The organism is Salinarimonas sp., assembly GCF_040111675.1.
In the GTDB taxonomy this organism is placed as follows: Bacteria; Pseudomonadota; Alphaproteobacteria; order Rhizobiales; family Beijerinckiaceae; genus Salinarimonas.
Genome location: NZ_CP157794.1, coordinates 556,165 through 581,145, shown reverse-complemented (window position 1 = coordinate 581,145; position 24,981 = coordinate 556,165). Strand labels below are relative to the sequence as shown.

Here is a 24,981-nt window from a genome sequence, read left to right as displayed (position 1 = left end):
AGACTTAATGTGCGCGTAAGCGCCCCGTCAGCGCGCGCCCGCTAGAACCTCGCGGGACTCCCGGCGTTGGCCCGAGGATTCCCCCACCAGAACGCAGAGGTTTCATGGAAACGAACTCCCCCGACCGCGCGACGCGTCGGCGCGTCGCGTCGCCCCGCACGACGCTCCTCGCCGCCGTCGCCATCGGCGCGCTCGGCGCGACCGGGCTCGGCGCCGGCCACCTCGCGACCGCGACGCCCGTCCAGGCCCAGACCTCGCAGACCCCGTCGGGCGCGCTGACGCTCGAGGCGCCGGACATGCGCGTGCCCTCCTTCGCCGACGTCGTCGAGCGCGTGCGCCCGGCCGTCGTCTCCGTGCGCACCCGCTTCGGCTCCGAGGTCGCCATGACGACCGGGCCGAACATCCCCGGCCTGCCGCCGGGCTTCGAGCCGCCCGAGGGCAGCCCCCTCGAGGAGTTCTTCGAGCGCTTCCGCGGCGGCCGGGGCGAGGGCCCCGCGCCGCGCCGCATGCCGCGCCGGGGCGGCCAGGGCTCGGGCTTCTTCATCTCGGGCGACGGCTATCTCGTCACCAACAACCACGTCGTCGAGAACGCCGAGACGGTCGAGGTCCTGATGGACAACGGCACGTCGCTCGACGCGGAGATCGTCGGCGTCGACCCGAAGACCGACCTCGCGCTGCTCAAGGTCGAGGAGCGGAACGAGCCCTTCGCCTATGTCGAGTTCGCCCCCGCCGCGCCGCGCGTCGGCGACTGGGTGGTCGCCATCGGCAACCCGTTCGGGCTCGGCGGCACCGTCACCGCCGGCATCGTCTCGGCGCGCGGGCGCGACATCGGCGCCGGCCCCTACGACGACTTCCTGCAGATCGACGCGCCGGTGAACCAGGGCAATTCCGGCGGCCCGGCCTTCGACCAGTCCGGCCAGGTGATCGGCGTCAACACCGCCATCTCCTCGCCGACCGGCGGCAACGTCGGCATCGCCTTCGCGATCCCCTCCGAGACGGTCCAGCGCATCGTCGCGCAGCTGCGCGAGACGGGCGAGGTCGAGCGCGGCTTCCTCGGCGTGCAGATCCAGCCGGTGAGCGAGGACATCGCCGCCGGCGTCGGCCTCGACGAGGCCGAGGGCGCCATCGTCGGCCAGGTGACCCCGGACAGCCCCGCGGCCGAGGCCGGCTTCGAGGTCGGCGACATCGTCCTCGCCGTGAACGGCGACACGATCGAGGACGCCCGCGACCTGTCGCGCACCATCGCCTTCATGGATCCGGGCGAGACCGTCGAGGTCACCGTGTTCCGCGACGGCGAGCGCCGGACCGTCGAGGTCACGATCGGCCGCATGCCGAGCGAGCCGGTGGTCACCGCCGCCCGCGAGCCGGAGGCGGAGGACTTCAACGATCTCGGCCTGAAGCTCGCCCCCGTGGAGGGCGACATGGAGGGCGTCGCGGTCGTCGAGATCGACCCCGAGGGGCCGGGCTTCGAGAAGGGCCTCGCCGAGGGCGACGTCATCGCCGAGGTCGGCGGCGAGCCCGTGGCGAATCCGGACGAGGTCGACGCCGCGCTGGCGCAGGCCGAGGAGGAGGGCCGCGAGGCGGTGCTGGTGCGCATCGAGCGCGACGGCGCCTCCCGCTTCATCGCCTTCCGCCTGCCGATCGGCTGACCCGCCGACCCGGCGCGAGACGAACGAGAGCCGGCGCGTCCGAGAGGGCGCGCCGGCTTTTTCGTATCCGCAAGCCCTGTGCAAGCTTGACGTCCTAGACCTCTCCTCGTCGCGAACAGGAGGCGAGGCACCCATGCGGGAGAGAGGCACACCGAGACTGGTCGCGGCGCTCGCGCTGGCGGCGGCGCTCGTCCCCGCGGCGGCGCCCGCGCAGAGCGCCGACCCGGACGCGACCGCGCCCGTCGTGACCGTCCAGCCGGAGGACGTCGCCCTCTACTGCGACGCGATCCGCGACGCCGCGCACGAGGCCCGCACGACCTGGCAGGCGCGCGCGCTGCTCGAGATCGAGGCGCGCATCGAGGCCCGCCTCGCCGACCTGGAGCGCCTGCGCGCCGAGACCGAGGCGGCGCTGGCCCGGCGCGAGGAGCATCTGCGCCAGGCCGAGGAGGGGATCGTCGCGATCTACGCCCGCATGCGCCCCGACGCCGCCGCCGCCCAGCTCGCCGCCCTCGATTCCGAGATGGCCTCGGCCGTCCTCGCCAAGCTCGCGCCGCGCCAGGCCAGCGCCATCCTCAACGAGATGGAGCCCGGCCGCGCCGCCCAGCTCGCCCGCGTCGCCACCGACACCGCCCGCGACGCCGACGATCAGCCCCAGGAGCAATCGCTATGATCCGCGCAGTTCCCACGATCCGCACGGCCCTCGCGCGCAGCCTCGCCCTCCTCGCCGCCACCACGCTCGCCGCCTGCTCCTCGACGCTCGGCGAGATCAACCAGGCGCCGGGCTTCACCCCCGTCGGGGCCGGCCTCACCACGGCGCACGCGGCGCTGCCGGTGTCGCAGCCGGCGGCGCAGGGGCCGGGCGCCTATCATTCGCTGTGGAGCGACCGGCGCGAGAACCTCTTCGCCGACAGCCGCGCCATGACGGTCGGCGACGTGATCACGGTGCGCATCGCCATCGACGACGAGGCGAGCCTCGACAACGAATCCCGTCGCTCCCGCGATTCCGGTGTCGGCTTCGGGCTCGGCTTCGGCTTCGGCATCGACGGCGCGGGAACGAGCGGCGATTTCGGCGCGGACCTCTCCACCAACTCGCAGAGCCGCGGGCGCGGCTCGGTGGGGCGCGCGGAGCGCATCGTGGTCTCCGTCGCGGCCGTGGTCACCAACGTGCTGCCGAACGGCAACCTGCTGATCTCCGGCTCGCAGGAGGTGCGGGTGAACTACGAGATGCGCGTGCTCTCGGTCGCCGGCATCGTGCGCCCGCGCGACATCTCGCCCCGCAACACCATCCGCTACGACCAGATCGCCGAGGCGCGCATCTCCTACGGCGGCGCGGGCCGGGTCACCGAGGTGCAGCAGCCCGGCTGGGGCCAGCAGCTCTACGACCGCGTCACGCCGTTCTGAGGCCGCCCCTTCTCCCCGCACCCCGACGAGCGACCCCGATGAAGGCTCTCCCCGCTCCCGCCCGCGTCGACGGCGACGCCCTGCCCTCCGCCCGCGGCCGGCGTGCGACGGGGAACGCGGACGGCGCCTCCGGCGCCGGCTTCGCCGCGGCGCTCGTGCTGCTCACCGGTCTCGCCGTCGCCACCGGCGCCGGCCTCGGCCTCACGCTCGGCGAGATCCGCCTGCCCGAGCCGGACGACGCCGTCGTCTCCGCCGTCGAGGCGCGCTACGGCGAGGGCGTCTCGCTGGTGCGGATGGAGCCCGTCGTCGCCAACCTGCGCGAGCCCTCCGACACCTGGGTGCGCGTCGACGCGGCGCTGATCCTCGAGGGCGTCGAGCCCGAGGCGGCGGGGACCCTCGCCGCCGAGATCGCCGGCGACACGCTCGCCTGGCTGCGCACCCTGCCGCTGGCGCGGCTCGAGGGCGCGAGCGGCCTCGCCTTCCTGCGCGAGGACCTCGCCGAGCGCGCGCACACCCGCTCGGACGGGCGCGTGCGCGAGGTCGTCATCGAGACCCTGGTGGTGCAATGAGCCGGCGGCGCGCCCTCCTCCTCGGCCTTCCGCTCGGCCTCGCCGGCCTCGCGCTCCTCGCCGGCCCGGCGGCGGCGCAGTCGGGCTTCGACCTCGCGAGCCTGCTGCCGGAGGGCGAGGGCTCGACGACGGGCCGCATCGTCCAGCTCGTCGCGCTGCTCACGGTGCTCTCGATCGCGCCGGGGCTGATGATCATGGTCACGAGCTTCGTGCGCTTCGTCGTCGCCCTCTCCTTCCTGCGCGCCGGCATGGGCCTGCAATCGACGCCGGCGAACCTCGTCCTGATCTCGCTCGCCCTGTTCATGACCTTCTACGTCATGGCGCCGACCTTCGACCGCGCCTGGGCGGAGGGCATCGAGCCGCTGATCGCCGAGGAGATCGGCGAGGAGGAAGCCTTCGAGCGCACGGTGGAGCCGTTCCGGGAGTTCATGCTCGCCCACGTGCGCGAGGAGGACCTCGCCATGTTCCAGGAGCTGGCGCAGGCGAGCTTCGTCTCGGAGGCGGTGGCGCAGGAGGGCGCGATGCAGGGCGCGATGGAGGGCGCGACGGCGCTCGCCGGGGAGGACGAGACGGTCGACCTGCGCACCCTCATCCCCGCCTTCATGATCTCCGAGCTGCGCCGCGGCTTCGAGATCGGCTTCATCATCGCCCTGCCCTTCCTCGTCATCGACATCATGGTGGCGACGATCGTCATGTCGATGGGCATGATGATGATGCCGCCCACCGTCATCTCGCTGCCGTTCAAGATCCTGTTCTTCGTGCTGATCGACGGATGGAACATCCTCATCGGCGGGCTGGTGCGGTCCTACTTCTAGATGATCGCGCCCGGATTCCGTAAATTCGCGCCCCCACGAAGCCTGCTTGCTGCAACGCAGCAGTTGGGTCATTAAGAGTTCCTGAATTAAGCTCCATTTACGAAGTATCCTCGCTGCTCCTCTCCGCAATTTCGATTTGTATAGCGCGCCGTTCACGCGGGTCTCCCATCCTTGCGAGACGCCGGGCCTCGCCGCCCGGAGGGCTCGCACGCCGCCTCGGAGACCGATCATGTCCTTCCTCGCGCGCTTCCGGATCACGACGAAGATCCTGTCCGTCATCGCCGTCCTCGGCCTCGTCGCCGTGATCATCTCCGGCGTCGCCGTCACCTCGCTCGGCTCGCTGTCGCGCGCCACCGACACGATGAACGCCTATTCCGAGCGCGCGCTGCTCGCGGCGCGCATGAACACCTCCATGCTGGCGGTGGGGCGCGAGCAGTTCCGCCTCGTCTCCGACCCGCGGCCGCAGGCGCGCGACGAGGCCAAGGCGGCGCTCGAGCAGGAGCTCGCGACGCTGGAGGAGCGCCTCGCCGCGCTCGAAGCGGTGGCGACCGACGCCGAGCGCACCGCGCTCGCGGCCGTGCGCGCCGACGTCGTCGCCTACGAGCGCGGGCTCGAGATCCTCTTCGCCGCCGCCGCCGCGGTGACGAGCGTCGATGCGAGCGCGGAGGTGGAGGCGTTGCGCCGGGCCGCCGCCGCGAACTCCGTCATCGCCGACGACCTGCGCGACCACGCCCGCGCATTGGCGGAGGGCCTCTCCGACCGCGTCGCCGCGGCGTCCGACGCCGCCACGGCCGAGTATCACGCCTCGACGGCGATCATCCTCGTCGTCGCGGGCATCGGGATCGCGGCCGGCCTCGCGGTCGGCGCCGCGATCGCGCATCTGGGCATCGGCAGGCCGCTGCGCGCCATCGTCGACATCCTCAAGCGCCTCGCCGACGCCGAATACCAGATCGCGGTGCCCGGAACGGAGCGCGGCGACGAGGTCGGCGACGTCGCCCGCGCGGCGCTGACCTTCAAGGAGAACGGCCTCGAGGCCGAGCGCCTGCGCGCCGAGACGGCGGACCAGCAGGCCGCCCGCGAGCGCCGCCAGAAGGCGATCGACGCCGCGATCGCCCGCTTCGAGAAGGCGGCGGACGCCGTCACCGCCACCCTCGACAAGTCCTCCTCCGAGCTCTCCGAGAGCGCCCGGGCCATGTCGGCCACGGCGGAGGAGACGACGAACCAGGCGACCGCCGTCGCCGCGGCCTCCGAGCAGGCGGCCTCCAACGTCGAGAACGTCGCCGCGTCCTCCACCGAGCTCGCCTCGACCGTGCAGGAGGTCGGCCGGCAGGTCTCGGAAACCGCGACGCTCGCCGGCGGCGCTGCCGACCAGGCCGGCGTCACGGTGCAGAAGGTCGGCCGCCTCACCGACGCCGCCCAGCGCATCGGCGACATCGTCGGGCTGATCCAGCAGATCGCCGAGCAGACCAATCTCCTCGCGCTCAACGCCACGATCGAGGCGGCGCGCGCCGGCGAGGCCGGCAAGGGCTTCGCGGTGGTCGCCGCCGAGGTGAAGTCGCTCGCCGCGCAGACCGCCAAGGCGACGGACGAGATCGCCGAGCAGATCCGCGGCATCCAGGACGTCACCGGCGACGCCGCCGCCTCGATCGAGCAGATCGCCGAGGCGATCCGCACGCTCAACAGCTACGCCTCGGGCATCGCCGCGGCCGTCGAGGAGCAGAACGTCGCGACGCAGGAGATCGCCCGCAACGTGGCCGAGGCCTCGGCGGGCACCAACGAGGTCTCCTCCAACATCGTCGGCGTGCGCCAGGCCGCGGCGACGACGGGCTCCGCCGCCGAGCAGATTCTCGGCTCCGCCGAGAGCCTCGACGCCCAGGCGGGCGAGCTGCGCGCGCGGGTGACGGAGTTTCTCCAGGCCGTGCGGGCCGCCTGACGCAGCGATCGCCCGCGACCCGCGCCGGCGCCGTCGTGGAAAGTCCGCGTCGGCGCCGCGCGCATGCATGCAACATCTTCGATCTTGCGTATGGAAATGCCGCTCTGGGTCATGGACTTCGACACGTTTTACGCTCTAGAATCGCACGTGGAGCAATTGGAGATGAAACCGTGCGACACCAGGGCGTGCCTGCGAACCATCTGAAGCGTTTGTGGGCGGAAGGCCGCTGCGCGCTCGGCGTCTTCGCCACCATACCGAGCGTCGAGGTGATCCAGATCCTCGCCGCCACGGGTCTCGACTTCGTGCTGATCGACATGGAGCACGCGCCCATCGGCCCCGCCGAGGCGAGCCGGATGATCGCCGCGACGAACGGCACCGGGCTCACGCCGCTCGTGCGCGTGCCGGCTCTGTCCGCGCAGGCCGCCAAGGCGCCGCTCGATTTCGGCGCGATGGGGATCTGCTTCCCCTTCGTGAGCACGCCCGCGGACGCGGAGACGGCCGTGCGCGCCGTGCGCTATCCGCCGGACGGCGATCGCGGCTGGGGCCCGTTCTACGCCCCGATGCGCTGGGACCTCTCCATGCGGGCCTACCAGGACGCCGCCGACGCCGAGATCCTGACCATGGCGACCCTCGAATCACCCGCGGCCCTGGAGACCCTCGACGCGATCCTCGCCACGCCCGGCCTGGATTGCGCCTGCCTGGGGCTCGGCGATCTCGCCACCGCGCTCGGGCATCGCGGCCGCGTCGACCACCCGCAGGTCCGCGCGGCGGCGGCGCGCATGGAGCGCGCGGCGCGCGACACACCGGTCGCGCTCGGCGGCGCCGCGGCAAGCGCCGAGGAGGCGAACGCCATGATCGCTCGCGGTTACCGGCTCCTCTCGCTCGGCTTCGACTGGGCCCTGCTGCAGCGCGGCATCGAGGGTGCGGTGGCGGGCGTCGCACGTTGAGGCGATTCGGGCCAGGGCGCGGCGTCGCCCGGCATGCCGCTAAGGAATGGCCCGCCGCGACAGCGCATCCAGGCTCCGAAGAAGTCATTGTGCAATGCACAAAGTATTGTGAAGTCCTGCCTTCGCCCTTCTCGGCAATCATTTCACACTTCACTACATGTACAACGAATGTCTAGGCCCGGCAAAGGGTTTGCGCTCTAGCTGCCCGCACTGGCCTGCGCTATCGTTCTTAATATGTGCATGAACAAGACTGGGCACTTACCCAGCTTCTGTACATGGCGTCAGGACCTTCTGGGAGGAAACGGATGAGCAAGTTCACCATCGACCGACGCGGCCTGATCAAGAGCACGGCGGCCATCGGCGCCGGCCTCGCGATGCCGCACGTGTTCACGCGCAACGCCAACGCCTTCACCAACGAGCCGACCGGCTCCACCGTCACCCTCGGCTTCAACGTCCCGCAGAGCGGCCCCTACGCCGACGAGGGCCTCGAGCAGCTGCGCGCCTACCAGCTCGCCGTCGAGCACCTCAACGGCGAGGGCGACGGCGGCATGCTGAACACGTTCTCGTCCAAGGCGCTGTCGGGCAACGGCATCCTCGGCAAGAAGGTGCAGTACGTCACCGGCGACACGCAGACGAAGACCGACGCCGCCCGCGCCTCCGCGCGCTCCATGATCGAGAAGGACGGCGTCGTCATGATCACCGGCGGGTCCTCGTCCGGCCCCGCGGTGGCCGTGCAGGCGCTCTGCCAGGAGGCCGGCGTGATCTTCATGGCGGGCCTCACGCACGCCAACGACACCACCGGCAAGGACCGCAAGGCCAACGGCTTCCGGCACTTCTTCAACTCCTACATGTCCGGCGCCGCGCTCGCGCCGGTGCTGAAGAACGCCTACGGCGCCGACCGCAACGCCTACTACATCACCGCCGACTACAATTGGGGCTACACGACCGAGCAGGCGATCCGCGAGGCCACCGAGGCCGTCGGCTGGAACACGGTCGAGACCGTGCTCACCCCGCTGACCGCGACCGACTTCTCGTCCTACATCGCGCCGGTGCTGAACTCCGACGCCGACGTGCTGGTCCTGGTGCACTACGGCGGCAACATGGTGAATTCGCTCACCAACGCCGTGCAGTTCGGCCTGCGCGAGCGCCAGAAGAACGGCAAGCAGTTCGAGATCGTCGTGCCGCTCTACTCCGAGCTGATGGCCAAGGGCGCCGGCGCCAACATGAAGGGCATCTTCGGCTCCCAGAACTGGGACTGGAAGCTCGAGAACGTGTTCGGCGAGAAGTATTCCGGCACCAACGCCTTCGTGCGCTCCTACGGCGAGAAGTACGGCGTCCCGCCGGGCCAGGCCGCACACACCGGCTACGTGCAGGCTCTTCTCTATGCCGACGCCGTCGAGCGCGCCGGGTCGTTCAACCCCTGCGCCGTCGTCGAGGCGCTGGAGGACTTCGAGTTCGACGGGCTGGGCAACGGCCCGACGCTCTATCGCGGCGCCGACCACCAGTGCTTCAAGGACGTGGTCGTCGTGAAGGGCAAGGAGAACCCGGAGAACGAGTTCGACCTCGTCGAGATCGTCGAGATGACGCCGACGGAGCAGGTCACCTACGACCCCGACCATCCGCAGTTCGCCGGCGGCGAACTCGGCAGCTGCAACGCGGGCGCCTGATCGTCCGACGCGACGTCGATCCGGTCCGGCCGCGCCCCGCGCGCGGCCGGACCCCTGTTCCGGCCCGCCGCCCCGCGGCGGCGCAGCGCGCGACGAAAGCTCCCCATGGACGCGATCATCCTCCAGATCCTCAACGGGCTCGACAAGGGCTCGGCCTACGCGCTCATCGCGCTCGGGCTGACGCTCATCTTCGGCACGCTCGGCGTCGTGAACTTCGCCCACGGGGCGCTGTTCATGCTCGGCGCCTTCTGCGCCGTGACGCTGTCGCGCCTGCTCGCCATCTCCCACGAGACCGTCGATCCGACGCGAACGGACTTCCTTGGCAACCCCCTCAAGGTCCAGACGCCCTATGTCGAGGAGTGGTTCGGACCGGAGATCGGCCAGACGATCATCGAATGGTCGGTGCCGCTCGGCATCCTGTTCGCGATCCCGATCATGATCGCGGCCGGCCTCGCCATGGAGCGCGGGCTGATCCGCTACTTCTACAAGCGCCCGCACGCCGACCAGATCCTGGTCACCTTCGGCCTCGCGATCGTGCTCCAGGAGATCGTCAAGTACTTCTTCGGGGCGAACCCGATCCCCACCCCCGCGCCTCCGGCGCTCGTCGGCTCGCTCGACTTCGGCGTGCTGATCGGCTTCGATGCGGGGCAGATCATCTATCCCTACTGGCGGCTGATCTACTTCATCTTCGCCGCGATCCTGATCGGCGGGGTGTTCGCCTTCCTGCAATTCACCACGTTCGGCATGGTGGTGCGCGCCGGCATGGCCGACCGCGAGACGGTGGGGCTGCTCGGCATCAACATCGACAAGCGCTTCACCATCATGTTCGCCATCGCCGCGGTGGTGGCCGGCCTCGCCGGGGTGATGTACGCGCCGATCAACTCGCCGAACTACCACATGGGCATGGACTTCCTGGTCCTGTCCTTCGTCGTGGTCGTCGTCGGCGGCATGGGCTCGCTCGGCGGCGCGGTGCTCGCGGGGTTCGTGCTCGGCATCCTCGAGAGCTTCGCCTCGATGCCGCAGGTCACGAGCGTGATCCCGGGCATCAACCAGATCGTGATCTACCTCGTCGCGATCATCATCCTTCTCACGCGGCCGCGCGGTCTCCTGGGCCGCAAGGGCGTCATGGAGTAGGCCGCCATGCTCGGACTGAACAAGAAGGACACCTCGCTGTTCCTGATCGTGCTGGGGATGACGCTCTTCGCGCCCTTCATCCTCAACCCGTTCCCGGTCGATTCGGATCTCGCGCAGTTCAACGCCGGCTATCCGGACCTGATGCAGCGCTTCCTGATCTTCGGGATCTTCGCCATCGGCTTCAACATCCTGTTCGGGCTCACCGGCTACCTGTCGTTCGGCCACGCGGCCTTCCTCGGGGTCGGCTCCTATGCCGGCGTGTGGATGATGAAGCTGCTCACGATGAACGTCGTGCCGGCGATCGTCGTCTCGGTGATCGTCGCCGGCCTGTTCTCGCTGTTCGTCGGCTGGATCTCGCTCAGGCGCTCGGGCATCTACTTCTCGATCCTCACCCTCGCCTTCGCGCAGATGTCCTTCGCGCTGGCCTATTCCGTGCTCACCCCCGTCACCGGCGGCGAGACCGGCCTGCAGCTCTCGCTGTCGGATCCCCGCGTGCTCGGCGTCGGCGCCACGCCCGAGGGCTCGATCCCGCTGACGAACTTCTTCGGCCTCGAGATGCGCGACAGCTGGGAGCCGGCGCTCGGCGGGTGGCTGTTCACCTTCAACGCCGGGTACTATCTGTGCGCCGTGCTGATGCTGGTGGCCTTCTACGTGGCGATCCGCATCTTCCGCTCGCCCTTCGGCATGATGCTCAAGGCGGTCAAGTCGAACCAGCAGCGCATGCAGTACACGGGCCTCAACCCGAAGCCCTACACGCTCGCGGCCTTCGTCATCTCGGGCATGTATGCCGGCCTCGCCGGCGGCCTGATGGTGTCGATGGACCCGCTGGCGGGCGCCGAGCGCATGTTCTGGACGGCGTCGGGCGAGGTCGTGCTGATGACCATCCTCGGCGGCGCCGGCACGCTGATCGGCCCGGTGCTCGGCGCCGGCTTCATCAAGTACATGGAGAACATCGTCTCCAAGATCAACGAAGGCATCCTGCACGCCTGGTTCGCCTTCCTGCCGGACGGGCTGGAGGACTTCGTCGTCGCCGTCTTCTATCCCTTCGTCGGCAAGGGCTGGCACCTGACGCTGGGCATCATGTTCATGCTCGTCGTCATCTTCCTGCCGGGCGGCATCGTCGAGGGCGGCCAGCGCATCGGGCGGCTGTTCCGCCGGCGCCCGGCCGAGCCGAAGGGGCGCCCGGTGGGCGCGCCCTCCTCCAGCGCCGCGGAGTGAGCGTCATGGGCATTCTCGAGGTCAAGAACGTCAACAAGTCCTTCGGCGGCCTCAAGGCCCTTCGCGAGGTCAATCTCGACGTCGCGAAGGGCTCGGTCCACGCCATCATCGGGCCGAACGGGGCGGGCAAGTCGACCCTGCTCAACACGCTGATCGCCAAGCTCACGCCGGACACCGGCTCCGTCGTGTTCGACGGCCGGCCGCTGGTGGGCATGACGCCGCACGAGATCAACCAGATCGGCGTCTCGCGCGTGTTCCAGACGCCGGAGATCTTCGGGGAGCTCTCGCTCCTCGAGAACGTGATGATCCCGGCCTTCGCGCGCCGGGACGGCGCCTTCGGGCTGCACGCCTGGAACCAGGTGGTGCGGGAGCGGGACATCCGCGACCGGGCCATGGCGCTCCTCGCCGACCTGAAGCTCGACGGCAAGGCGCATGTCGAGGCCCAGCACCTCTCGCGCGGCGACAAGCGCCGGCTCGAGCTCGCCATGTGCCTCGTCCAGGAGCCCAAGCTCCTCCTGCTCGACGAGCCCACCGCCGGCATGTCCCGCGCCGACACCAACCGCACCATCGACCTCCTCAAGGAGATCTCGACGCGCGGCATCACCATGGTCGTCATCGAGCACGACATGCACGTCGTGTTCTCGCTGGCGGAGAAGATCTCGGTGCTCGCCCAGGGCGCCATCATCGCCGAGGACGTGCCCGAGAAGATCAAGGGCAATCCGAAGGTCCAGGAAGCCTATCTCGGGGGAGCGCATCTATGAGCGACACGACCGCAGCCGCCGCCCGCCCCTCGCCGGCGCCGGAGGCCCGGCCGGGCGCGGCGGAGCCGAAGATCCACCCCGCCAGCGCCAACCTCATCGGCGACGAGGTGTTCGCGGGCGCCGCGCCGAAGCCGCGCAACCTCGCCGAGCACGCCTATTTCTCGGTGTGGGACCTGCACGCCTATTACGGCGAGAGCTACATCGTGCAGGGCGTCTCCTTCCAGGTGCGCGAGGGCGAGATCCTGGCGCTGCTCGGCCGCAACGGCGCCGGCAAGACCTCGACGCTGCGCGCCATCGCCCGCGTCGACGAGCCGGAGGTGCGCCACGGCGAGATCTGGCTCGACCACAAGCCGGTCCACGAGATGAAGTCCTACGGGGCGGCGCAGAACGGCATCGGCCTCGTGCCGGAGGACCGGCGCATCATCCAGGGCCTCACGGTCGAGGAGAATCTTCAGCTCGCCCAGATCGCGCCGCCCAAGGGCTGGTCGATCGAGCGCATCTACGATCTCTTCCCCCGCCTCGGCGAGCGCCGCAAGCAGGAGGGCACGACGCTGTCGGGCGGCGAGCAGCAGATGCTCGCCATCGGCCGCACGCTCGCGCGCGACGTCAAGCTGCTGCTGCTGGACGAGCCCTACGAGGGCCTCGCGCCGGTCATCGTGCAGGAGATCGAGCGCACGCTGGAGGAGATCAAGCGGCTGGGCATGACGACCATCATCGTCGAGCAGAACGCCATCGCCGCCCTCCACCTCGCCGACCGGGCGATCATCCTCGATATGGGCGAGATCGTCTTCGACGGCACGGCGAAGGAGGTGCTCGACAATGTCGAGCTGAGGCAGGAATATCTGGCGATCTGAGGCGCGCCGCGGCGCCCCGCCGACCGGGAGGCGCCGCACATGCCCGACGAGACCTCCGGCGAAGCGCTCGCATACGTCGATCCCACGAAGGAGGCCTTCGCCGCCTTCCGCGAGGCCGACCGGGCAGGGCCGATCCACATGCTCAACCTCGTGCGCTTCCGGGCGCGCGCCGCCTATCCGGACGGCCGCGCCGCCACGGGCGCGGAGGCCTACGCCGCCTACGGCCGGGAGAGCTTCCCGGTCTTCTCCCGGCTCGGCGGGCGCATCGTCTGGCGCGGGCGCTTCGAGCAGACGCTGATCGGCCCCGCCGACGAGCGCTGGGACGCCTGCTTCATCGCGGAGTATCCCTCCGTCGCCGCCTTCGTGGCGATGATCCGCGACCGCGCGTATCGCGAGGCGGTGAAGCACCGCCAGGCGGCCGTGGCCGACTCGCGCCTGATCCGCCTCGCGCCGGCGGAGGCGGGCGCGGGGTTCGGCGGCGCGGGCTGAGGCGCGATCCCCGCAGCAGCCGGCGGAACCTGAACCGCCGCTCGGCCATCGTAGAGGCATGGATCTCTACATGGTTCTCCTGGCGATCTTCGGCGCGATCGTCCTCCTCACCGCCTGGACACCGATGCTCCTCGAGGAGCTGCCCCTGTCCCTGCCGATCGTGTGCATCGCGATCGGGATGGCGCTCGCCTCCTCGCCGCTCCATACGGTGCTGGCCGTCAACCCGCTCGAGAGCCGCGAGGCGACGGAGCGGCTGACCGAATTCGTCGTCATCGTCTCGCTGATGGGCGCGGGCCTGAAGCTCCACCGCCCGCCGGGCTTTCGGCGATGGGGCGCGACCTGGCGGCTGCTCGGGATCTCCATGCCGCTCACCATCGCGGCGATCACGCTGATCGGCTGGGGCTTCCTCGGGCTCGGCCTGCCGGCGGCGCTGCTGCTCGGCGCGGCGTTGGCGCCGACCGATCCCGTCCTCGCCTCGGACGTGCAGGTCGGCCCGCCGCGATCCGGCGCGGACGACGAGACCCGCTTCGCGCTGACCTCCGAGGCCGGGCTCAACGACGGCCTCGCCTTCCCGTTCGTCTATCTCGCCATCGCCATGGCCGGCGTGCAGGCGACGGGCGAGCCCTTCCTCGCCGACTGGCTGCGCCACGACGTCGTCTGGAAGCTCTCCGTCGGGGCGCTCGCGGGCTGGCTCGGCGGGCGCGCCGTCGGCTGGCTGATGTTCCGCCTGCCCGACCGCGCCCGCATCTCCCGAACCGGCGACGGCTTCGTCGCGCTCGGCATCACCGGCCTCGTCTATGGCGGGACGGAGCTCCTCGACGGCTACGGCTTCCTCGCGGTCTTCGTCGCCGGCGTGTCGGTGCGGGCCATGGAGCGCCGCCACGCCTATCACGAGAAGCTGCACGAGTTCGCCGAGCAGATCGAACGCCTCCTGATGATGGCGCTCCTCGTCTTCTTCGGCGCGGCGATCGCGGAAGGCTCGATCTTCGGCGCCCTCGACTGGCGGGTGGTCGTCGCCTCCCTGGCCATCCTGTTCCTGGTCCGGCCGCTCTCAGGCTGGATCGGCCTGATCGGCCACCCCGCGCCGGCGGAGGCGCGGGCCGCGACCGCCTTCTTCGGCATTCGCGGCCTCGGCTCGTTCTACTATCTCGCCTATGCGCTCGGCGAGGCCGAGTTCGAGCGCCCGGGCGCGCTCTGGGTCACCGTCTGCTGCGTCGTGCTGCTCTCGATCGTGCTGCACGGAACGACGGTGACGCCCGTCATGCGCCGGCTCGACGGGCGTCGCGCGCGCAACCCGGCGCGGGCGACGCCGCCACCCGCGACACGCGCCGCATCGCGGGCGCGGCGCGACGAGACCGCGCCGTGAGCGCCGCTCACTCCGCCGCGATGGGGGGGCGCGTCTCCGGCGGGATCGGGCAGGCATAGGGGCTCTCCGCCAGCCGCGCCGCGTGGTCGGCGGCGGCGGCGCGGCGCAGGGCCTCGTCGCGCATCAGCCGGCAGGCGAGGCTCGCCATGGCCTTGGCCGCATGCGCCATGCCCTTGTGCGCAGCGGGCGCCTTGCCCTGCGCCGTCATCTGCCAGGTGTGCAGCGGCGTGCCGATGGCGCAGGTCGCGACGCGCGCCTGCACGGTGGGCGTCGCCCAGCTCACGTCGCCGACGTCGGTCGAGCCCATGCCGCCGAGGAACGGCCGGTCCAGCGGCAGCACGAAGTCGCACAGCGGCAGATCGTAGTCGGGCGCGCGGCCCATGTCGCGGAAGGCGGCCGCGATGTCCCCGCGCGAGAGGGTCTCGCGGATCGCCTCGGCGAAGGCGCGGTCCGCGGCGTCGAAGGGTACGGGGCCGAGGCCCTCGAGCACGCCCTGGAGCGCCTCCTCGAGCGGACGGTTGCCGATCAGGTTCGACACCGCCGAATGCACCTTGGCCTCCACCCGCGTGCCCGTCATCAGGGCCGCCCCGTCGGCGATGGCGCGCACGCGCTCGACCAGCTCGGACAGGCCGCCGAGATCGCGGGCGCGGATCAGCTGGCGCACCGTGGCGCGCGCCGGCACCACGTTGGGCGCCGTGCCGCCGGCGTCGAGATAGGCGTAGTGGATGCGCGCCTCGTCGGGCATGTGCTCGCGCAGATAGTTGACGGCGATGTTCATCAGCTCCACCGCATCGAGCGCGCTGCGGCCGAGCTCCGGCGCGGCGGCGGCATGGGACGCCTTGCCGTGGAAGGTGAAGTCGATGCGCGTGTTGGCGAGCGAGCGCGCCGGGTCGACGCCGGTATGCGAATAGGGATGCCAGCTGATCGCGGCGTCGACGTCGGCGAAGAGCCCGTCGCGGACCATGTAGGTCTTGGCCGCGCCGCCTTCCTCCGCCGGGCAGCCGTAATAGCGCACGCGGCCGGGGATCCCCTCCGCTTCCAGCCAGTCGCGCACGGCGGTGGCGGCGAGGATCGCGGCCGAGCCCAGGAGATTGTGGCCGCAGCCGTGGCCGTGGCCGCCTTCCTCCACCGGCGCGTGCTCGGCGAGGCCGGCCTGCTGGCTGAGCGCGGGGAGCGCGTCGTACTCGCCGAGAATGGCGATCACCGGCCCGCCCGCGCCCCACTCGCCGACGACGGCGGTGGGGATGCCGGCGGCGTTCTCGGTCACCCGGAAGCCCTGGGCGCGCAGCATCGCGGTGTGCTCGGCCACCGCGCGGCGCTCGGTATAGGCGATCTCCGGCGCATCGAAGATCCGATCGGCCAGAGCCTCGAAATCCTCGCGCTTGGCGTCGACGAGATCCCAGGCGGGATCGGCGTTTCTCATGTCCATGCTCGTCTCCTCGGCCGCGCCGCGCAGCGCCGGGGCGTGGGCGCGAGCGCGGGCGGGTCGTCGCACTTGCCAAAGGAGAACTGCGCTGGCAAGGGCCGGCGCCGCCGCGACCGGATGGGCATCGGCCCACGCCGCCGGCACGATGGGGTGCGGCTCAGCCGGCCGCCTTCGGCCCGCCGAGGCCCGCGGGCGGCCGAGCGCGGCTCGCGACGAGGCGCGCCATCTCCGCCGCCTCGGGCGTGCCTTCCCCGCCGAGGCCCGCGAGGACGCCCTCGCGATCGCGATCGGTCTTGTTCTGGCTGACCTTCCAGACGCCGGAGAGCGCGGTGATCTCGATCTCGAAGCCGATCAGCCCCCGCAATTGCCGCTCGACATAGTCCTCGGGCGCATCGGAGACGGCCCACGGCTTCGCGCGCCCGGCCTCGCTCCGGTCGGTGAGCGCGCCGAGGTGCGCGCGCAGCCACGCGGCATCCGTCTGCAGCCGCAGCCGCCCGCGGGCGTGGACCACGGCGTAGTTCCAGGTCGGCACGACCTTGCCGTGCTCCTGCTTCGACGGGTACCACGCGGGCGAGATGTAGCGTTGCGGGCCCTGGAAGACGGCGAGCACGTCGATCGGGTCCGCGCAGCGGGACAGCGGGTTCTTCGCGGCGACGTGGCCGCGCAGCCGGCCCGGCCCGCCCTCCTCGGCGTGCAGCACGAGCGGGACGTGATCGGCGCACAGGCCGTCCTCCTGCATCGTGACCAGCGTCGCGAACGGCCGCTCGCTGATCAGCGCGTGCATGACCTCGACGCGGTCCTCCCGAAACGTGCTCGGCTGAAACATGCGGATCCCCCGAGGCTGCGAGAGCCCGCCGAGGCAGGCGGCCGGCCTCCGTCGTGCGGCGCTTCGTCCAGCACGCGTATACAGCGGACGAGGCCGTCCGGACAAGTACGGAGTGCATGGCTCGCGTCCCGCACGTACCGTCCTCGGACCCGATCCTAGGGCGCCCGATCCGCGCGACGGATGCGATAGCGCAGCACGCCACAATCGTCCGGGGGCGGTTCCTCGCGACGATAGCCCGCCTTCTCCAGCACCCGCGCCGACATGCGGTTCTCCGGATGCACGACGGCGTGGATCGCCGAGAGCTCCGGCCGCCGGGCGAAGACGAGGTTCGTGTACAGCGCGACGACCTCGCTGCCGATGCCCTTGCCCCAATGCGGCGCGCCGAGCCAGTAGCTGATCTCCGCCTGCGTGGCGGGCCGGGCGTCGGGGTCGAAGGCGAGGCGGACCTGCCCGACGGCGACGCCGTCGCGCTCGATCGCCCGCACCTCGTGATGCGCGCCCGCGTTCGAGATCTCGATCAGGTCACGGGCGATCGCCTCCGACAGGGGCGCCGGATAGTCCTCCGGAAGATGCTGCCACACGCGGGGGTCGTCGAGGAGCGCGACGAAGGCGGGAACGTCGTCGAGGCTCCACGGCCGCAGAACGAGGCGTTCTCGCGCGATGGATGCGCGCGGCGGCGTGCGCGGCGCGCCGGGCCGGCCGTCCGGCGCGGGTGCGTCGTCGATGTCGTCCAGGCAGGCCTGGGCGACCCATCCCTGCTGCACGGGATCGTAGGCGAGCGGCACCCCGCGCGCGCGACAGGCGGCGAGCGCTCCGGCGCTCAGCCGGCCCGCCGATCGCGGCCTGCGGAGGTCGAAGACGTCCCCGTCGGTGGGGGACACGAGAGAGGCGGGCCGATTCGTCATCCTCAACTCCATGCGGCTTTCGTCGGGAGCGACGCGGTGACTCGGTCGTCGTGAGGTCTGGCGCGAAGCCGCGCCCGCCGGCTCGCCCGATGGCGTGCGCGGACACCGCACAAGCAGGCGCGGGGACGTCCGGGCCTCGCCGGCATGCGCGAAAGCTTCGTGTCGCGACGGACTTTCCCAAAAACGATGGCTGCACGAAAGTGTATTTGATCGACCACGCGATCTTGCGACAAACCACACAGAATATTCGTAGTTATCGGCCAGGATTATTCATCGAAAGACGACCGGCCGAAGGCGGTCGAAGTTCGTCTTGGCGCGCATGCGCATTGACCCCCGAGATCCTTGCGGCAAGGTCTGGGCAACCCTCGGAGAGAGCCCGCCATGAGCGAGAACGAACGCCGCATCTACAAGCCCAGCCGCCAGCCGGTCCTGTTCCAGCCGATCGCCTTCCGCTCGGTCACCGCGCGCAACCGGATCATGCTCTCGCCGATGTGCCAGTATTCGGCCGAGGACGGCATGCCGAACGAGTGGCATGTCGCCCACCTCACGGCGCGTGCGGCGGGCGGCGTCGGCATCCTGTGCGTCGAGGCGACCCACGTCTCGCCCGAGGGGCGGATCACCCCCAACTGCCTCGGCCTGTGGAACGACGACCAGCGCGACGCGCTCGCACGCATCGCCGCCATGGCGCGGCGCCTCGGCGCCGTGCCGGCGATCCAGATCGGGCATGCGGGGCGCAAGGCCTCCGTCTCGCGGCCCTGGGAGGGCACGAAGCCCATCCCCGTCGGCGCCGGCGGGTGGGAGACGATCGGCCCCTCGGCGCTGCCCCAATCGCCGGACGCGCCGCCGCCGCGCGCCATGGACCTCGGCGAGATCGCGCGCGTGACCGAAGACTTCCGCCTCGCGGCGCGGCGCGCGCGCGACGCGGGGTTCGCCGTGCTCGAGGTCCACGCCGCCCACGGCTACCTGCTGCACGCCTTCCTCTCGCCGCTCTCGAACGCGCGCGAGGACGCCTATGGCGGGCCGCTCGAGAACCGCGCCCGCTTCCTGATGGAGGTGCTCGACGCCGTGCGCTCCGAATGGCCAAACGACCTGCCGCTCTTCGTGCGCATCTCCGCGACGGACTGGGTCGAGGGCGGGCTGACGATCGCGGATTCGGTGGCGCTCGCGCGGCGGCTCGCCGCCCGCGGCGACGTCGACCTGATCGACTGCTCCTCCGGCGGCGTCTCCGCGGCGCAGCGCATCCACCCCTATCCGGGCTATCAGGTCCCCTTCGCCGAGCGCATCCGCCGCGAGACCGGGATCGCGACCGGGGCGGTGGGGCTGATCTCGGCGCCGCAGCAGGCCGAGGAGATCGTGGCCGGCGGGCGCGCCGATCTCGTCGTCCTCGGCCGGGTGATGCTGTTCGACCCGAACTGGCCCCTCCACGCCGCGAACGCCCTGCGCGCGGAGGGCGTGAGCTGGCCGGTCCAGTACGAGCGCGCCAACATCTTCTGACCGGGCGCGGACCGCCGACGCTCATCGCGCCGGGAGCAGGAACACGTCGGCGGTGCGGCTCGCGACGCCGCTCGCCGGGTCCCTCGCGACGATCGCGACGTCGCGCGCGGTCTCCGCCGGAGCGCTGGCGACGAGCCGCAGCGTCCGCCGCGCGCCGGGCTCGAGCGCGACGCGGTTGCCCGCCTCGGCGCCGGCCACCGTCACCTCGGCCCCGGGCAGGCCCTCGATCGCGAGCACGACGGTGCGCGCCGCGAGAGACCGGTTCGCCAGCGTCACCGCATAGCCGTTGCGCACCCGCCCGTCGCTGAGGAGGACGGCCGCGGGATTGCGGTCGTGGACGGAGACGACGGCGAGGTCGGTGCGCGTCGCCAGGGTGCCGACCATCGCGCCGGCGATGGCGAGGATGCCCGCCGCGAGCGCGAGCGTCTTCGGACGCAGGAGGCGCCAGCGCGGAGCGGGCGCCCCGGCGCGCTCGGCCTCGATCGCCTCCCACGGCGCGTAGGCGATCAGGCCGCGCGGGCGCGAGATCCGGGCCATGACGCCGTCGCAGGCGTCGACGCACAGGCCGCAATTGATGCAGGCGAAGTTCGGGCCCTCGCGAATGTCGATGCCGATGGGGCAGACGGCGACGCATTGGGCGCAATCGACGCAATCGCCGGCCGGGTCGCCCTTGGCCCGACGCTCCAGCGCGCGCTTGGCCGGAAGGCGCGGCTCGCCGCGCGCGTCGCGATAGGCGACGCAGAGCGCCTTCGGGTCGAAGATGGCGTTCTGCAGCCGCGGCCAGGGGCACATCCAGGTACAGACCTGCTCGCGAGCGTGACCGGCGAGGACATAGGTGGTCAGCGTCAGCGCCGCGACGGCGCCGTAGGCCGCCGCCGGGGCCGCGCCGGTGGCGAGGCCGACGAGGAGCGTCGGCGCATCGACGAAATAGAGCGCGAAGGCGCCGCCGGTCATGACCGCGACGAGGAGCCAGAGCGCGTGCTTCGCTCCGATCTCGACGACGCGGCGCAGCGTCGTCGGCCCTTCGCGCTTGCGCAGCCGCTCGCGGCGATCGCCCTCGATGCGCCGCTCGATCAGGAGGAAGAGGTCGGTCCACACCGTCTGCGGGCAGAGATAGCCGCACCACAGACGCCCCGCGAGGGCGTTGACGAGGACGAGCCCGAGCGTGGCGGCCACGAGGACGCCCGTCACCAGGACGACGTCGCTCGGCCACAGCTCGAGGCCGAAGAGATAGGCGCGCACATGGGCGAGGTCGAGGAGGACGGCCTGGTCCGGCTGTCCGGGGCCGCGGTCCCAGCGCAGCAGCGGCAGGGCGTAGTAGAGCCCGAGGCAGGCGACGAGCATGCCCCACTTGATCCGGCGATAGCGGCCCGAGACCGCCTGCGGCGTCACCCGCCCGCGCATTCCCTCCGCCTTCGGCTTGCCGAGGCGGGCGGCGCGCGCCGCATGCGAGACGTCGAGAGCGACCATGACGGCCTCCTGAAAAGGGGTATTTTCTATGCCTGTTTTTGGCCGTCCGCCCACGACGCGCCAAGTCCGGGGGAGCCCTTAGGACGCGACGGCGGCGTCGAGCCCGAGCTTCGCGCGCATCGCCGGCCCGCGCCCGGCGAGATCGGCGAGCGTCAGGCGGTCGAGCTCGGCGAAGAAGGCGTCGAGCGCCCGCGCCAGCGCGCCGGTCAGCCGGCAGGCGCCGGCGAGGGCGCAGGAGGCGGGGCCCTCGCCCAGGCACTCGACGAGGGCGACGTCCTCCTCGAGCGCGCGCACCACGCCGCCCATCCGGACGCTCCGGGGGTCGACCGCGAGCCGCAGCCCACCGGCGCGCCCGCGCACGCCGGCGACGAGCCCCATGCCGACCAGCGTCTGCGCGACCTTGCGCAGGTGGTTCTCCGAGACGCGGTGACGCCGCGCCAGCTCCTCGATCGAGACGACGCGGCCCTCGAGGACGGCGAGCGTCATCAGCACGCGCAGGGCGTAGTCGGTGTGCAGGGTGAGCTTCATCGCGACGCGTCCGTGAAAACAAGTATCGACAATACCTGTTTCGACGCGTAGATGCAAAGGTGCATCCGCAATGCCTTTTTTCGGAGGGCGCCGTGACCGATACGCGCATCCGGCTCGTCGAGCCGAAGGCCGAGATCTCGGAGGCGGACGTCACCCGCCTGGTGCACGTCTTCTATGGTCGCGTGCGCGCGGACGCCGTGCTCGGCCCGGTCTTCGAGGCGCGCCTCGCCGGGCGCTGGGACGGACATCTGGCGAGGATGGTGGACTTCTGGTCCTCGGTGGCGCGCGGCACCGGCCGCTACCAGGGCAAGCCGCACCTCGCGCATCGCGGCATGGGCCTCGACGCGGCGATCTTCGCGCGCTGGCTCGCCCTGTTCGAGGAGACGGCGCGCGACGTCTGCGCGCCGGACGCCGCCGCGTTCTTCGTCGACCGCGCGCACCGTATCGCGGACAGCCTGATGATCGGGCTCGGCATCGGTCCGAAGGCGCTGCGCCTGCCGGGCTGACGCGCGCCCCTCAGACCACGGCGCCGGCCTCGAAGAAGAAGGCGTTGGGGCAGAAGTCCGGCGCCTCGTCCCCCGGCGTCTCGAGGTAGGCGCGGCAGGCCTCGGTGCGGCGGCAGAAGACGCAGCGCCGCGCCGCGAGCGCGAAGGCGAGCGGATGCTCGCCCGCGCGGGCGGTATCGTAGCCGACGCGATCGCACATGCGCCGGAAGCTGTCGGCGTTGGCCTCGGTGCGGGCGGTCAGGGTCGCGAGCATGAATCACCTCCGATCGTCGCGCGCATCCTAGCGCCCTGGCGCGGGAGCGAATTGCGCTGGCGCAACGTGCCGGGAGTCGGAGGCGAGGCGCTCGCGCGGTCCGGCGCGGCCGCGGCGCATCGGCTGGGAGCCGGCGCAGCGTCCGCCGGGCGCGCCAGCACGCCCGCGCGAGCGTCTCCTCGTCCAGGCCCGCATAGCCCGGATCGGCCTCGTGCAGGGCGCAAGGCGCCGAGGACGGCTCTGCGACGGGGTCGTCGGAACGCCACCTGCAACGCGCCATCGGTTCGACCCTCCCCCACACTGTACTTGATAATTGTCAATCCACGGATCTCCGGGAATCCCAGCTGCGAAACCCTCTCTCGCCCCGGAAAAACGTCGTCAGACGAAGCTGAGACCTAAGGAGCGTTCCTTAGGTAGGAGCGCGATCGGCCTTCGGAAGGTTCCTTTGCTTGATGGAAGTCAAGTCTGGAGCCGTGCGCCCCGTGACATTCTCCGCGCATCCTGGACCCCAGAGGACTTCCGTCCTGCGCGGAGCTCGCCCATGCACCTGATGCTCGCCTACGACCACTCGCGCAACGCGCGCATCGCCCTCGAGGCGGTGAAGGCGCTGTTCGCCGAGGCCAAGCCCGAGGTCACCCTGATCTCCGTCATCGAGGACGTCGGCTCCTCGACGAGCGCGACGGACGAGCTGTTCGAGGAGCAGTACCGCGAGCAGCGCGCCGGCGCGGAGGCCGCCGCGGCGGAGCTCACCGCCGCCGGGCTCGAGACCCGCGTCCTCATCGCCGAGGGCGACGCGCGCAAGATGATCCTGCGGGCGACGCAGGAGCGCCGGCCCGACCTCCTCGTCATGGCGCGCCACAGCCACAAGCCGGACCGGGGCTTCTTCGCCGCGAAGCTCGACGCCTTCGTGGAGGAGTTCGACCACATGACCTTCGGGTCGGTGAGCGCCTTCCTGGCCCGGCGCGTCCAGTGCCCGCTGATGATCGTTCCCGCCCCCTGACGACACGCCGCGCACGTCCGTGCGCGCTCGCCGCCTTTCCCAAAGGCGAGGTCTTTCCGAGGTCAAGTTTTTCCGAGGTAAAGCTCGATGAAAGTCTCAGACGTCTTCCGGTTCAAGAGCCGGGACATCCGGGCGCTCCACCTCACCTGGATCGCCTTCTTCATCTCCTTCTACGTCTGGTTCAACATGGCGCCGCTGGCCTCCAGCATGCTGCGCTCGGTGGACTGGCTGACGGCGGAGGACCTCAAGCTCTTCGCCATCGCCAACGTGGCGCTGACCATCCCGGCGCGCATCATCGTCGGCATGGCGCTCGACCGCTTCGGCCCGCGCCGCGTGTTCTCAATCCTGATGGTCGTCATGGCGATCCCGGCGCTCGCCTTCGCCTTCGGCGATACGCGCGAGCAGCTCTTCGTCTCGCGGCTCGTCCTCTCCTCGATCGGCGCGAGCTTCGTCGTCGGCATCCACATGGTCGCGCTCTGGTTCAAGCCGCGCGACATCGGCTTCGCCGAGGGCCTCTATGCGGGCTGGGGCAATTTCGGCTCCGCCGCCGCGGCGATGACGCTCCCCACAATCGCGCTGACCCTCTTCGGCGGCGACGACGGCTGGCGCTGGGCGATCGCGATCTCGGGCCTGGTGATGGCCGCCTACGGCGTCTTCTACTGGTTCGCGCTCTCCGACGGCCCGAACCCGGAGAGCCACCGCAAGCCGCGCAAGGCGGCCGCGCTCGAGGTCAGCACCTGGAGCGACCTCGTGCTGCTCGTGCTCTTCACGGTGCCGATGGTCGGCATCCTCGCGATCCTCGTCTGGCGCACCCAGAACCTCGGCTATCTCGACACCATGACCGCGAGCTTCGTCTACGCCGCGATCATCGTCGTGATCCTCTACCAGATCGTCCAGGTTCTGCGTGTCAACGTGCCGATCCTCAGGAAGGGCGTGCCCGCCGACGACCGCTATCCCTTCAAGTCCGTCGCCGCGCTCAACACGACCTACTTCGCCAATTTCGGCGCCGAGCTCGCCGTCGTGTCGATGCTGCCGCTGTTCTTCGAGCAGACCTGGGGGCTCAATGCGGCCGTCGCCGGCGTGATCGCCGCCTCCTTCGCCTTCGTGAACCTGTTCGCCCGGCCGATGGGCGGGCTCGTCTCCGACCGGTTCGGGAACCGCAAGTTCGTGATGCTGTCCTACATGCTCGGCATCGCGGTGGGCTTCGGCCTGATGGGCCTGATGAACTCGAGCTGGCCGCTCGTCATCGCCATCGCGATCACGATCTTCTGCTCCTTCTTCGTGCAGGGCGCGGAGGGCGCGACCTTCGGCATCATTCCCTCGATCAAGCGCCGGGTCACCGGCCAGATCTCGGGCATGGCCGGCGCCTACGGCAATGTCGGCGCGGTCTTCTACCTCTTCGTCTTCACGATGGTCACGCCGAGCCAGTTCTTCCTCATCATCGCGGCCGGCGCCCTGATCTCGTGGGTCGTCTGCCTGATGTGGCTGAAGGAGCCGGAGGGCGGCTTCGGGGACGAGTACGTCATCTCCTCCGTCGACGAGGCGATCGCGCTGGAGGCGCGCCGCCGCCGGGAGGCCGAAGCCGAGCTCGCCCTCGTCTTCGCCGGCTCCCAGAAGGTGGACGTCGTCGAGAAGGGCGAAGGCCTCACCGTGACCGCCCGCTTCGGCAGCCTCGACGATTTGCGCTCGGCGCTCGCCCGGCTCTCCGCTCGCGGGCCCGCCATCACCGCCCCCGCCGAATGACCCCGCGCCGTCGGAGCGCCCCGGCGC

At 71.1% G+C, this 24,981-nt stretch carries 24 protein-coding genes; 18 read left to right on the top strand and 6 right to left on the bottom strand.

Features of this window, described 5'->3' with window-relative positions; all coding sequences use genetic code 11:
• Nucleotides 1-104: 104 nt before the first annotated feature.
• From ABL310_RS02565 to ABL310_RS02500, 14 genes are all read left to right on the top strand, one after another.
• Nucleotides 105-1,649, top strand: coding sequence for a Do family serine endopeptidase (locus ABL310_RS02565; protein ID WP_349370156.1), 1,545 nt, complete (start codon nucleotides 105-107; stop codon nucleotides 1,647-1,649).
• A 133-nt stretch (nucleotides 1,650-1,782) separates the two neighbouring features.
• Nucleotides 1,783-2,319: a hypothetical protein gene (locus ABL310_RS02560; protein ID WP_349370155.1), complete on the top strand. Its 537-nt coding sequence runs from the start codon at nucleotides 1,783-1,785 to the stop codon at nucleotides 2,317-2,319.
• A complete protein-coding gene (gene flgH, locus ABL310_RS02555) occupies nucleotides 2,316-3,050 on the top strand; it encodes a flagellar basal body L-ring protein FlgH (protein ID WP_349370154.1) in 735 nt (244 codons plus the stop codon). Before ABL310_RS02560 ends, flgH begins: the two co-directional genes overlap by 4 nt.
• Before the next feature lie 38 nt (nucleotides 3,051-3,088).
• Complete coding sequence (locus tag ABL310_RS02550; RefSeq protein WP_349370153.1) at nucleotides 3,089-3,619, top strand: flagellar basal body-associated FliL family protein; 531 nt, start codon at nucleotides 3,089-3,091, stop codon at nucleotides 3,617-3,619.
• Entirely contained in the window at nucleotides 3,616-4,434 is an 819-nt protein-coding gene (gene fliP / locus ABL310_RS02545; RefSeq protein ID WP_349370152.1) for a flagellar type III secretion system pore protein FliP, read from the top strand. Before ABL310_RS02550 ends, fliP begins: the two co-directional genes overlap by 4 nt.
• A gap of 229 nt (nucleotides 4,435-4,663) precedes the next feature.
• Nucleotides 4,664-6,367 (top strand): methyl-accepting chemotaxis protein, encoded by a 1,704-nt coding sequence (locus ABL310_RS02540; protein ID WP_349370151.1) that lies wholly within the window; start codon nucleotides 4,664-4,666, stop codon nucleotides 6,365-6,367.
• Between the two features lie 185 nt (nucleotides 6,368-6,552).
• Nucleotides 6,553-7,314, top strand: a complete 762-nt coding sequence (locus ABL310_RS02535; RefSeq protein WP_349370150.1) for an aldolase/citrate lyase family protein — start codon at nucleotides 6,553-6,555, stop codon at nucleotides 7,312-7,314.
• A gap of 305 nt (nucleotides 7,315-7,619) precedes the next feature.
• Nucleotides 7,620-8,981 (top strand): substrate-binding protein, encoded by a 1,362-nt coding sequence (locus ABL310_RS02530; protein ID WP_349370149.1) that lies wholly within the window; start codon nucleotides 7,620-7,622, stop codon nucleotides 8,979-8,981.
• A 105-nt stretch (nucleotides 8,982-9,086) separates the two neighbouring features.
• Nucleotides 9,087-10,115 (top strand): branched-chain amino acid ABC transporter permease, encoded by a 1,029-nt coding sequence (locus tag ABL310_RS02525; RefSeq protein ID WP_349370148.1) that lies wholly within the window; start codon nucleotides 9,087-9,089, stop codon nucleotides 10,113-10,115.
• Between the two features lie 6 nt (nucleotides 10,116-10,121).
• On the top strand, nucleotides 10,122-11,333 hold the full coding sequence (locus ABL310_RS02520) for a branched-chain amino acid ABC transporter permease (RefSeq protein WP_349370147.1): 1,212 nt from the start codon (nucleotides 10,122-10,124) through the stop codon (nucleotides 11,331-11,333).
• Nucleotides 11,334-11,338: 5 nt separating this feature from the next.
• Nucleotides 11,339-12,094 carry an ABC transporter ATP-binding protein gene (locus ABL310_RS02515; protein ID WP_349370146.1) on the top strand — a complete coding sequence of 252 codons (756 nt, stop codon included), beginning with the start codon at nucleotides 11,339-11,341 and terminating at the stop codon, nucleotides 12,092-12,094.
• Entirely contained in the window at nucleotides 12,091-12,948 is an 858-nt protein-coding gene (locus ABL310_RS02510) for an ABC transporter ATP-binding protein (protein ID WP_349370145.1), read from the top strand. Before ABL310_RS02515 ends, ABL310_RS02510 begins: the two co-directional genes overlap by 4 nt.
• 39 nt (nucleotides 12,949-12,987) lie before the next feature.
• Entirely contained in the window at nucleotides 12,988-13,437 is a 450-nt protein-coding gene (locus tag ABL310_RS02505) for a DUF1330 domain-containing protein (protein WP_349370144.1), read from the top strand.
• Between the two features lie 58 nt (nucleotides 13,438-13,495).
• Nucleotides 13,496-14,803 (top strand): cation:proton antiporter, encoded by a 1,308-nt coding sequence (locus ABL310_RS02500; RefSeq protein ID WP_349370143.1) that lies wholly within the window; start codon nucleotides 13,496-13,498, stop codon nucleotides 14,801-14,803.
• 7 nt (nucleotides 14,804-14,810) lie between these two features.
• On the opposite strand, the gene ABL310_RS02495 is transcribed toward ABL310_RS02500, so the two are convergent.
• The 3 genes from ABL310_RS02495 to ABL310_RS02485 form a co-directional block, all read right to left on the bottom strand.
• Entirely contained in the window at nucleotides 14,811-16,232 is a 1,422-nt protein-coding gene (locus tag ABL310_RS02495; RefSeq protein WP_349370142.1) for an amidohydrolase, read from the bottom strand.
• Nucleotides 16,233-16,386: 154 nt separating this feature from the next.
• The gene (locus ABL310_RS02490; RefSeq protein ID WP_349370141.1) at nucleotides 16,387-17,055 is read right to left on the bottom strand and encodes an FMN-binding negative transcriptional regulator; all 669 of its coding nucleotides are present in this window, start codon (nucleotides 17,053-17,055) and stop codon (nucleotides 16,387-16,389) included.
• 155 nt (nucleotides 17,056-17,210) lie between these two features.
• Nucleotides 17,211-17,960, bottom strand: a complete 750-nt coding sequence (locus ABL310_RS02485; protein WP_349370140.1) for a GNAT family N-acetyltransferase — start codon at nucleotides 17,958-17,960, stop codon at nucleotides 17,211-17,213.
• A 381-nt stretch (nucleotides 17,961-18,341) separates the two neighbouring features.
• Here ABL310_RS02485 and ABL310_RS02480 point away from each other — a divergent pair, with 381 nt between their 5' ends.
• Complete coding sequence (locus ABL310_RS02480) at nucleotides 18,342-19,454, top strand: NADH:flavin oxidoreductase/NADH oxidase (protein ID WP_349370139.1); 1,113 nt, start codon at nucleotides 18,342-18,344, stop codon at nucleotides 19,452-19,454.
• A gap of 21 nt (nucleotides 19,455-19,475) precedes the next feature.
• On the opposite strand, the gene ccoG is transcribed toward ABL310_RS02480, so the two are convergent.
• Both ccoG and ABL310_RS02470 read right to left on the bottom strand, forming a co-directional pair.
• The gene (ccoG, locus tag ABL310_RS02475; protein WP_349370138.1) at nucleotides 19,476-20,924 is read right to left on the bottom strand and encodes a cytochrome c oxidase accessory protein CcoG; all 1,449 of its coding nucleotides are present in this window, start codon (nucleotides 20,922-20,924) and stop codon (nucleotides 19,476-19,478) included.
• A 78-nt stretch (nucleotides 20,925-21,002) separates the two neighbouring features.
• Nucleotides 21,003-21,452, bottom strand: a complete 450-nt coding sequence (locus ABL310_RS02470; protein WP_349370137.1) for an Rrf2 family transcriptional regulator — start codon at nucleotides 21,450-21,452, stop codon at nucleotides 21,003-21,005.
• Nucleotides 21,453-21,544: 92 nt separating this feature from the next.
• On the opposite strand from ABL310_RS02470, the gene ABL310_RS02465 reads away from it, so the two are divergent.
• On the top strand, nucleotides 21,545-21,958 hold the full coding sequence (locus tag ABL310_RS02465; RefSeq protein ID WP_349370136.1) for a group III truncated hemoglobin: 414 nt from the start codon (nucleotides 21,545-21,547) through the stop codon (nucleotides 21,956-21,958).
• A 10-nt stretch (nucleotides 21,959-21,968) separates the two neighbouring features.
• Here the strand turns inward: ABL310_RS02465 and ABL310_RS02460 are convergent, their stop codons facing one another.
• Nucleotides 21,969-22,211, bottom strand: coding sequence for a DUF6455 family protein (locus ABL310_RS02460; protein WP_349370135.1), 243 nt, complete (start codon nucleotides 22,209-22,211; stop codon nucleotides 21,969-21,971).
• A 541-nt stretch (nucleotides 22,212-22,752) separates the two neighbouring features.
• Between ABL310_RS02460 and ABL310_RS02455 the strand changes: the two genes are divergently transcribed.
• Together ABL310_RS02455 and ABL310_RS02450 are read left to right on the top strand one after the other, a co-directional pair.
• On the top strand, nucleotides 22,753-23,211 hold the full coding sequence (locus ABL310_RS02455; RefSeq protein ID WP_349370134.1) for a universal stress protein: 459 nt from the start codon (nucleotides 22,753-22,755) through the stop codon (nucleotides 23,209-23,211).
• An 87-nt stretch (nucleotides 23,212-23,298) separates the two neighbouring features.
• On the top strand, nucleotides 23,299-24,954 hold the full coding sequence (locus ABL310_RS02450) for an MFS transporter (protein WP_349370133.1): 1,656 nt from the start codon (nucleotides 23,299-23,301) through the stop codon (nucleotides 24,952-24,954).
• Nucleotides 24,955-24,981 lie beyond the last annotated feature (27 nt).